This window comes from Pseudomonas yamanorum (genome assembly GCF_013386765.1).
GTDB lineage: Bacteria > Pseudomonadota > Gammaproteobacteria > Pseudomonadales > Pseudomonadaceae > Aquipseudomonas > Aquipseudomonas yamanorum_A.
This window is the reverse complement of record NZ_JACARE010000029.1, coordinates 32,617-42,309: the sequence shown is the minus strand read 5'-3', so window position 1 is coordinate 42,309 and position 9,693 is coordinate 32,617. Positions and strand designations below refer to the sequence as shown.

7 protein-coding genes are annotated in these 9,693 nt (G+C 61.8%); 2 read left to right on the top strand and 5 right to left on the bottom strand.

The genetic code is table 11. The features are described 5' to 3' along the window. Positions 1 to 236: 236 nt before the first annotated feature. The 5 genes from urtE to urtA form a co-directional block, all read right to left on the bottom strand. Positions 237 to 926 (bottom strand): urea ABC transporter ATP-binding subunit UrtE, encoded by a 690-nt coding sequence (gene urtE / locus HX875_RS22785; protein WP_177045926.1) that lies wholly within the window; start codon positions 924 to 926, stop codon positions 237 to 239. A 10-nt stretch (positions 927 to 936) separates the two neighbouring features. After that, positions 937 to 1,695: an urea ABC transporter ATP-binding protein UrtD gene (urtD, locus tag HX875_RS22780; protein WP_003218258.1), complete on the bottom strand. Its 759-nt coding sequence runs from the start codon at positions 1,693 to 1,695 to the stop codon at positions 937 to 939. Beyond that, positions 1,692 to 2,855 (bottom strand): urea ABC transporter permease subunit UrtC, encoded by a 1,164-nt coding sequence (gene urtC / locus HX875_RS22775; RefSeq protein ID WP_177045925.1) that lies wholly within the window; start codon positions 2,853 to 2,855, stop codon positions 1,692 to 1,694. The genes urtD and urtC overlap by 4 nt, the downstream gene beginning before the upstream one ends. 10 nt (positions 2,856 to 2,865) lie before the next feature. After that, a complete protein-coding gene (urtB, locus tag HX875_RS22770) occupies positions 2,866 to 3,783 on the bottom strand; it encodes an urea ABC transporter permease subunit UrtB (protein ID WP_177010127.1) in 918 nt (305 codons plus the stop codon). 192 nt (positions 3,784 to 3,975) lie between these two features. Next, a complete protein-coding gene (gene urtA / locus HX875_RS22765) occupies positions 3,976 to 5,184 on the bottom strand; it encodes an urea ABC transporter substrate-binding protein (protein ID WP_017475234.1) in 1,209 nt (402 codons plus the stop codon). A 333-nt stretch (positions 5,185 to 5,517) separates the two neighbouring features. Between urtA and HX875_RS22760 the strand changes: the two genes are divergently transcribed. Beyond that, complete coding sequence (locus tag HX875_RS22760; RefSeq protein WP_177045923.1) at positions 5,518 to 8,904, top strand: ATP-binding protein; 3,387 nt, start codon at positions 5,518 to 5,520, stop codon at positions 8,902 to 8,904. Then, positions 8,879 to 9,577, top strand: a complete 699-nt coding sequence (locus HX875_RS22755) for a response regulator (protein WP_177045921.1) — start codon at positions 8,879 to 8,881, stop codon at positions 9,575 to 9,577. Before HX875_RS22760 ends, HX875_RS22755 begins: the two co-directional genes overlap by 26 nt. Positions 9,578 to 9,693: the final 116 nt, after the last annotated feature.

The window sequence follows — 9,693 nt, the reverse complement described above, 5'->3', positions numbered from 1 at the left end:
AGGGATTGAGGAGCGGGTAAACCGGCAGGACGCCGGTTTAGCCGCGACGGGGCAGGGACGCCCCGTCGCGGCGGCCCGCGGAGCAATCCCGGAGTGAGGGGACGCCGAGCCTAAGCGAGGCGCCGACAGGCGGGGCAGAGCGTTTTGGTTACTTTGCCGCTTTTGCAAAGTGACTCGCTGTAAGAGCGAAACCATAAGTAGCCGTTACCTAAATAACGGATATGTACCCCGCCAGATCAAACCGACAAATACCGACTGATAGTTGCCTCATCCACCCGATCCCGAGTTTCCTCGATCACAAACCTCCCCTTCTCAATCACCAAAAACCGATCAGCAATCTCCAGCGTGAACGACAACACCTGCTCAGAAACAACAATCGTCAAATCCCGCAAATTGCGAATCTCCTTAAGCGTACGAGCAATATCCTTGATGATCGAAGGCTGAATCCCCTCAGTCGGCTCATCCAGCAACAACACCTTCGGATTAGTCGCCAACGCCCGGGCAATCGCCAACTGCTGTTGCTGCCCCCCCGACAAATTACCCCCCTTACGCGAACGCATGTCATACAACACCGGAAACAACGCATACAAATCTTCAGGCACCCTACCCCGGGCCGCCGCCGGCAACCCGGTCTGAATATTCTCCAACACACTCATGCTGGGAAAAATCATCCGCCCCTGGGGCACATAGGCAATCCCCCGCTCCACCCGCTCATGGATTTCCAGCGCAGACACATCATGCCCATCCACACTCACCTGCCCCTGCCACTGCGGCAGAATACCCATCAGGCTCTTGAACAGCGTGGTCTTACCCATCCCGTTACGCCCCATCACCGCGACGATCTCACGCTTCGCCACATCCAGCTCCAGGTCGTGAAGAATCTGGCTCTGCCCGTATCCGCACGACAGTTTGTCGATCTTGAACATGCCCGACTCCTCAGTGGCCCAAATACACTTCAATGACTTTCGGATTGCTCTGCACCGACTCCATGCTGCCCTCGGCCAACACCTTGCCCTGGTGCAGCACCGTGACCTTATGGGCGATGCTCTTGACGAACTCCATGTCATGCTCGATCACCAGCACCGAGCGCCCCTGGCTGATGCGCTTGAGCAACTCGGCGGTTTGCGCCCGCTCGTTGACACTCATCCCGGCCACCGGCTCATCGAGCATCAGCAACTCCGGGTCTTGCATCAGCAGCATGCCAATCTCCAGCCACTGCTTTTGCCCGTGGGACAGCAGGTCCGCCTGCTGCTGCAACAAATCGCCGAGAAAGATTTCCCGCGCCACTTCCTCGACCCGCGCAATCACCTGGGCGTTGCGCTTGAAAAACAGCGCGCCCCACACCTTGCGCCCGGCCGGATACGACATCTCAAGGTTCTCAAACACCGTGAGGTTCTCGTAGATCGACGGGTTCTGGAACTTGCGCCCCACACCAGCCCGCACGATGTTGTATTCGCGCATCTTGGTCAGTTCCTGCCCGTCGAACTGGATGCTGCCGCTGGTGGCGCGGGTCTTGCCACAGATCAAATCCAGCACCGTGGTTTTGCCGGCGCCGTTGGGGCCGATCACCACCCGCACTTCATTGCGGTCGATATACAGGTTGAGGTTGTCGACCGCCTTGAAGCCGTCGAATGACACGGTGAGGCCTTCGATGGCCAGCACCGGTTTCTTCATTTCAAAACCGACGGCGGTCATGGCTGTGTCTCCAGGATCTTGGCTTCAGCCTTGGGCTTGTTCTGCTCAGGCTCGGCGGCTTTCACCACCGGCGTACGACGCAACACCTTGGCCAGGGCCTGGCGACCATGGCTGTCCCACAACCCGGCCAGGCCGTTGGGGAAGTACATGACCACGGCGATAAACAGCCCGCCCATCAGGTACAGCCACAGCTCCGGGAAGGATTCGGAAAAGTAGGTCTTGCCGTAGTTCACCAGCAACGCCCCATATACCGCCCCCAGCAGCGACATGCGCCCGCCCACCGCGGCAAAGATCACCATCTCGATGGACGGCACGATGCCCACGAACGACGGCGACATAAAGCCCACCTGCAAGGCAAACATCGCGCCGCCAATCGCCGAGAACGCCGCCGCCACACAGAACACGAAGATCTTGAAACTGGCCACGTCATACCCGGAAAACCGCACCCGCTCTTCTTTGTCGCGCATGGCCATCAACAGCCGGCCGAGCTTCGAGGCGAGGATGAAACGGCCAATGAAAATGCAGCCGAACAGCAGGCCGGCATTGATGAAGTACAGGATCATCTTCGCGCCGTCACCGCGCAGGTCCCAGCCCAGCAGGGTCTTGAGGTCGGTGATGCCGTTGACGCCACCGGTGAGGCCCTGCTGGCCAACGATCAACACCGTGAGGATCAGCGCAATCGCCTGGGTGACGATGGAGAAATACACATCGCCCACCCGCCGCTTGAACAGTGCCATGCCGATGATGAACGCCAGCAGCACCGGCACCGCAATCACCGCGAACAGGGTGAACGTAAAGCTGTGGAACGGCTGCCAGAGCCACGGCAGTTCGGTGATCTGGTTCCAGTCCATAAAGTCCGGAATGCCCGGTGTGGATTGGATCTTGGTGCTGATCGGGTCCGACGCTTCCAGCTTCAGGAACATCGCCATGCAGTAGCCGCCGACGCCGAAAAATACGCCCTGCCCCAGGCTGAGAATCCCGCCATAACCCCAGCAAAGCACCAGGCCCACTGCGACGAACGCGTAGGTCAGGTACTTGCCGACCATGTTCAGCCGGAAGGCATCCAGGGTCAGCGGGAACACCACGAGGATCAACAACGCGAGCAGCACGATGCCGATCAGGTTTTGCTGGCCGCCCAGCAGCTTGTCTAAAGCCTTCATCGGTTCGCCTCTACTTGCGCACTTTGATGGAGAACAACCCTTGCGGGCGCAGCATCAGGATCAGGATTACCGACGACAGCGTCAGCACCTTGGCCATCGAGCCGCTGAGGAAAAACTCCGACAGCGATTGGGTCTGGGCGATCACGAACGCCGAGGCAATGGTGCCGAACAGGCTCTGCGCGCCGCCGAACACCACCACCAGGAAAGTGTCGACGATGTACTGCGAACCGGCGGTCGGCCCGGTGGAGCCGATGGTGGTGAACGCCGCACCGGCCACGCCCGCCACGCCGCAGCCGAGCGCGAAGGTCATGCGGTCGACCTTGCGCGTATTGATGCCCACCGCGCGGCTCATCAGGCGGTTTTGCACGGTGGCGCGCACCTGCAGGCCCCAGCGCGAGCGGTAGAGCATGACGAAGATCGCACCGGTCAGCAGCACGGTCAGGCCCATCATGAACAGGCCGTTGCGCGGGATCTCGATGGCGTCGCTGAGGTTCACCGAACCCATCAGCCAGGCCGGCGGTTCGGCGCTCACTTCACGGGCGCCGAACACCGAGCGGAAGGTTTGCTGCATCACCAGGGACAGGCCCCAGGTGGCGAGCAAGGTGTCCAGGGGGCGCTTGTACAAGCGGCTGATCATCGCCCATTCCACCAGCCAGCCAACCGCACCGGCGACGAGGAATGACAGGGCAATGGCAACGAAAAAGTAATACGGCTGGAAGCTCGGCGCGAAGTGCGCGGTGAGGCTGGAACAGACGTAGGTGGTGTAGGCGCCAATGGTCAGGAATTCACCGTGGGCCATGTTGATCACGCCCATCTGGCCGAAGATGATTGCCAGTCCCAATGCCATCAGCAACAGCACGCAGAACACGGACAAGCCGTTGAACCCCTGCATCGCCGCGATGGCTCCAAATTCCGATAGCCATTCCATGATGATGGTCTCCTGAGCGGGAGGTGAAGGATGAAAAATGCGATCTGCTTTTGCTTGTGTTTTATGTGGGAGCTGGCTTGCCTGCGATGGCATCCCCTCGGTACAACTGAACAACCGAGTCGCCTGCATCGCAGGCAAGCCAGCTCCCACACAAAAACAGTTCCAGCCTTTGGTTCAATGCCAGACCCGAGGTTATTGGTAGCCTTTCGGGAACGGATTCGGCTCGATCAGATCCGACTCGTAGATCACCTTGAACTGGCCATTGGGCTGCACTTCACCGATGCGCGACTTGCTCCACAGGTGATGGTTTTCGTGGATCTTCACGTAGCCTTCCGGCGCGTTTTTCAGCTCGATGCCCGGGGACGCGGCGACGACTTTATCCACGTCGAAACTGCCGGCCTTCTCCACCGCCGCTTTCCACAACCATGGGCCGAGGTAGGCCGCCTGGGTCACGTCGCCGATGACTGCGTCCTTGCCGTACTTGGCCTTGAACGCTTCCACGAAGGCTTTGTTGTTCGGGTTGTCGAGGCTCTGGAAGTACTTCATCGAGGCGTAGAAGCCGGCCATGTTTTCTCCGCCGATGCCCAGCAGTTCGTCTTCGGTCACCGACAGGGTCAACAGGGTTTGCTTGGACGAGTTCACACCCGCCGCGTTGAGTTGTTTGTAGAAGGCCACGTTGGAGCCGCCCACCACTGCCGCGAACACCACGTCCGGTTTTTTCAGCTTGACCTTGTTGATCAGCGAACCGAACTGAGTGTTGCCCAGCGGGTAGTAGTCTTCGCCGACCACAGTGCCGTGCAGAACGTTTTCAATGTGCTTGCGCGCGATCTTCATCGAGGTGCGCGGCCAGATGTAGTCCGAGCCCACCAGGTAGAAGGTTTTGGCGCCCTTGGTCTTGGCGATCCAGTCGAGGCTGGCGAGGATTTGCTGGGTGGCTTCTTGCCCTGTGTAGATCACGTTTTTCGACTGTTCCAGGCCTTCATAGAAGGTCGGGTAGTAGAGCAGGCCGTTTTCTTTCTCGAAGATCGGCAATACGGCTTTGCGTGAAGCGGAGGTCCAGCAGCCGAACACGGCGGCCACCTTGTCGTTGACCAGCAGCTTCTTGGCCTTTTCGGCGAAGGTCGGCCAGTCGGACGCGCCGTCTTCCTGGATCACCTTGATCTGCCGCCCGAGGATCCCGCCCGAGGCGTTGATCTGTTCGATGGCCAGGCGTTCGGCCTGGATCGAACCGGTTTCGGAAATCGCCATGGTGCCGGTGGCCGAGTGCAACTGGCCGACGGTGACTTCGGTCGGCGTCACCGCCAGGCCTTCGTTATCGGCCATGACGCCATGGCTGAACAGACTGGCCGCCAGCAGTGATAACGCCAACAACGGTTTGGAGCGGATCAATCGTGATTCCATGGGGCGACTCCTCTGCAATGAGGGGTTCAGCATGGCGGCAGGTGGCCACGCCGGGTATACGCAGCCTGACGTAACGGAGTACGTCATTTGACGTATGCCGTTGCGCACCATTTTCGAGCAGGATCCCGCCCGCCCAAACACTACCGATCAATGCAGGAGCTGGCTTTCTGTGGGAGCCGGGCTTGCCCGCGATGCAGACAACTCGGTTCTTCAGGTACACCGAGGTGCCTGCATCGCGGGCAAGCCCGGCTCCCACACAAGCCAGCTCCCACATTTTGAATCGGGGCACGGAACTTGCTGACCCACATTGCCCACTTCCTGGAGCCACCCACCGTGCATCCCCTCCCCGGCACCCAGCGCATCGTCAAGATCCGCCGCGACTACAATTCCTGGGTCGCCGACGAGACCATGGAAGACTACGCCCTGCGCTACACCCCCAAATCCTTCCGCAAATGGTCGGAACTGCGCATCGCCAACACCGCCCTCGGCGCCGTGTCGTTCCTCGCGCTGGAAGCCATCGGCGGCGTATTGGCCTTGAGCTACGGCTTCACCAACACCTTCTGGGCGATCCTCGCCATCAGCCTGGTGATCTTCCTCACCGGCCTGCCCATCAGCTACTACGCCGCCCGCTATGGCGTGGATATGGACCTGCTGACCCGCGGCGCAGGCTTCGGCTATATCGGCTCCACCATCACCTCGCTGATCTACGCCAGCTTCACCTTCCTGTTCTTCGCCCTCGAAGCGGCGATCATGGCCCTGGCCCTGGAGTTGTATTTCCATATCCCGCTGGCCATCGCCTATGTGATCTGCTCGCTGCTGGTGATCCCGCTGGTGGCGTACGGGGTGACCCTGATCAGCCGCCTGCAACTCTGGACCCAACCGCTGTGGCTGGTGCTGCTGGTGCTGCCTTACGGCTTCGTACTGTGGAAAAACCCCGAGGCCTTCAGCGACTGGACCAGCTTTGTCGGCCGCAGCAGCGACGGTGGCGACTTCAACCTGCTGTCGTTCTGCGCCGCCTGCACCGTGGCGCTGTCGCTGGTCACGCAGATCGGCGAACAGGTGGACTACCTGCGCTTCCTCCCGGAAAAAACCGCGGCCAACCGCAAGCGCTGGTGGGCCGCGCTGTTATGCGCCGGGCCCGGCTGGATCGTGCCGGGCGCCCTGAAGATGTTTGCCGGAGCGTTCCTGGCCTTCCTCGCCCTGCAACATGAAATCCCCATGGAGCGCGCCGCCGAGCCGACCCAGATGTACCTCGTCGCGTTCGGCTATGTGTTCTCCTCCCCCGAATGGGCCTTGGGAGCGATGGTGCTGTTCGTGTTCATCTCGCAGATGAAGATCAACCTGACCAACGCCTACGCCGGCTCCCTGGCCTGGTCGAACTTCTTCGCCCGCGTGACCCACAGCCACCCCGGCCGCGTGGTGTGGCTGGTGTTCAACGTGGCCATCGCGCTGATGCTGATGGAGCTGGGGGTGTTCGATGTGATCGAGCAGGTGCTGGGGCTCTACGCCAACATCGCGATTGCCTGGATCGGCACCCTGGTGGCGGACCTGGTGATCAACAAGCCCCTGGGCCTGTCGCCCAAACATATCGAGTTCAAGCGCGCGCACCTCTACGACATCAACCCGGTGGGCGTCGGCTCGATGCTGATCGCCTCGCTGCTGTCGATCCTCGCCCACTTCGGCCTGTTCGGCGCCCTGTCCCAGGCGGCGCCGCCGTTTGTCGCGCTGGGCACCGCGCTGGTCATGGCGCCGCTGCTGGCGTGGCTGACCAAGGGCCGCTACTACATTGCGCGCAGCAGCGAGGCGCAGTTGATTCACCCGCAACCCGGCACCGGCCTGGTGATCTGCGGGCTGTGCAGCAACCCGTTTGAAACCGCCGACATGGCGTTCTGCCCGGCCTACAGCACGCCAATCTGCTCGCTGTGTTGTTCCTTGGATGCGCGCTGCGGCGACCGCTGCAAACCCCACGCCCGCCTGGCCAGCCAGTTCGAAGGCGTATTGCGCTGGTTGCTGCCGACCACGCTGGTGCCGCGCCTGCATACCCGGCTGGCGCACTACCTCGGCTTGTTACTGGCGCTGGTACTGATGCTCGCCGGCGCCCTGGCCCTGATCTACACGCAGGCGGCCCAGGGCTTGCCCCATTCGCAAACCTTGTACCAGGCGTTTTTCAAGGCCTTCCTCACGCTCTCGGTGCTGGCTGCCGTGCTCGCCTGGTGGGTGGTGCTCACCCGCGAAAGCCGCCGCGTGGCCCAGGAAGAGTCCGACCGGCAAACCTCGCTGCTGATGCAGGAGATCGCCGCCCACAGCCTCACCGACCAGGCCCTGCAACAGGCCAAGGAGGCCTCGGAAGCGGCGAACGCGGCCAAGAGTCGCTACGTCACCGGGCTGTCCCACGAGCTGCGCACACCGCTCAACAGCATCCTCGGCTTCACCCAGATCCTGCAGCGCGACAGCGCCATGCCCGAGCAGCACCAGGACGCCCTGGCGACCATCCTGCGCAGCGGCTCGCACCTGTTGTCGCTGATCGACGGCCTGCTGGACGTGGCCAAGATCGAGGCCGGCAAGTTGCGCCTGGAACTCACCGAAATTCCCTTCCCGGAACTGATCCACGACCTGGAGCAAATGTTCACTCCCCAGGCCGAAGACAAAGGCCTGCGCTTTCGCCTGGACTGCGTGGGCAAGATCCCCGCCGTGGTTCGCGGTGATGAAAAGCGTGTGCGGCAGATCCTGATCAACCTGCTGGGCAACGCGATCAACTTCACCGACAGCGGCGAGGTGCGCCTGCGGGTCAGCTACATGCGCGAGACCGCCAACTTCGAGATTATCGACACCGGCATCGGCATTGACCCCGAGCAGATCGAGCGGATTTTCCAGCCGTTCGAACGCGGCGACCTGATGCGCCAGGACAAGGGCGTAGGCCTCGGCCTGACCATCACGCGCATGCTCACCTCACTGATGGGCGGCGAATTGCGGGTGGTCAGCGAACTGGACAAGGGCACCTGCTTCCAGGTGCGGCTGTTCCTGTCCCAGGTCCGGGTGCCCCAGGCGGTGGTGCATGTGGAGCACGACATCATCGGCTACCACGGCGAACGGCGGCGCATCCTGGTGGTGGATGACCATGTGGATCACCGCAAAGTGCTCAGCGGCATGCTCACGCCTTTGGGTTTCGAGGTGTCCCAGGCCAGCAACGGCCAGGAAGCGATCCGCCAGGTGGCGCTGCTGTCGCCGGACCTGATCCTGATGGACCTGTCGATGCCGACCATGGACGGCTGGGCCACCAGCCGGATGATCCGGCGCAACGCGTTGTCCACCGCGCCGATCATCGTCATTTCCGCCAATGCCTTCACCGACGACCGAGAACGCAGCATTGCCGGCGCCTGCAACGACTACCTGGCCAAGCCGGTGCGCACCCCGGAATTGCTCGGGCGCCTGCAACTGCACCTGGATTTGCAATGGCTGCGCCGCCGCACACCGATTGCCGCGCCGGTCGCCACACCGGGCGTGCTGCCCAACGCCGAAGACCTCGCCGTGCTCGCCGAACTGAGCGCCATCGGCTACGTGCGTGGCCTGCATGAAAAACTCGACGCGATCCTGCTGCAAAGCCCAGGCACCGCGCCATTCATCAACAAGCTCCGGGCGCTGCTGAAAAGCTTTCGCCTGGAAGAACTCAACCGAATCCTGAAGGAGGCCGAAGATGAATGCCTTGACCCGCAGCGCTGAGCCCGGCGTGGTGCTGATTGTGGACGACACCCCGGACAACCTGGCGATGCTCTCCGACGCCCTGGACGACGCCGGCTATATGGTGCTGGTGGCGCTGGACGGCCTCAGCGCCCTGAACCGCGTACAACGCCGGCGCCCGGACCTGATCCTGCTGGATGCGGTGATGCCTGGGCTGGACGGTTTTGAAACCTGCCGCCGGCTCAAGGCGCAACCGGCCAGTGCGGACATTCCGGTGGTGTTCATGACCGGGCTGACCGACAGCAAGCATGTGGTGCAGGGGTTTGAGGTGGGTGGCAGTGATTACGTGACCAAGCCGATCCAGACCGATGAAGTGCTGGCGCGGGTGGCGGCGCATTTGCGCACATCGCGGATTTTGTTGTCGGCGCGGGCGGCGACGCAGCCTAGTGTGATCACCCTTGAGGATGAGCCGGCGCATAAGCTGTTGTCGGCGCGGTTTCATCTGACGGAACGGGAAGTGGAAGTGCTGCGCTGGGTGGCGTGTGGCAAGACCAATCGGGATATTGGCGACATTCTTGGACTGAGCCCGAGGACGGTGAACAAGCACCTGGAGCATGTGTATGTGAAGTTGGGGGTGGAGACGCGCACGGCGGCGACTTCGGTGGCGATGGCGGCGATGAGTCCGACGCGTTCTCAAACGATGGCGGCTCTCTAAGGTGGGAGCTGAGGGCTCTGTTGGGGTGTGCTGGGCTGAGTACATATCCATTATTTAGGTAACGGCCACTATTGGTTCCGCTCTTACAGCGGGCACGGTCAACTGTGGGAGCTGGC

What these genes read in the sequence shown, in the direction of transcription:
- urtE (WP_177045926.1), bottom strand. Translation starts at nt 926, where the DNA reads ATGTTCAAGATCGACAAACTGTCGTGCGGATACGGGCAGAGCCAGATT.
- urtD (WP_003218258.1), bottom strand. Translation starts at nt 1,695, where the DNA reads ATGACCGCCGTCGGTTTTGAAATGAAGAAACCGGTGCTGGCCATCGAA.
- urtC (WP_177045925.1), bottom strand. Translation starts at nt 2,855, where the DNA reads ATGAAGGCTTTAGACAAGCTGCTGGGCGGCCAGCAAAACCTGATCGGC.
- urtB (WP_177010127.1), bottom strand. Translation starts at nt 3,783, where the DNA reads ATGGAATGGCTATCGGAATTTGGAGCCATCGCGGCGATGCAGGGGTTC.
- urtA (WP_017475234.1), bottom strand. Translation starts at nt 5,184, where the DNA reads ATGGAATCACGATTGATCCGCTCCAAACCGTTGTTGGCGTTATCACTG.
- HX875_RS22755 (WP_177045921.1), top strand. Translation starts at nt 8,879, where the DNA reads ATGAATGCCTTGACCCGCAGCGCTGAGCCCGGCGTGGTGCTGATTGTG.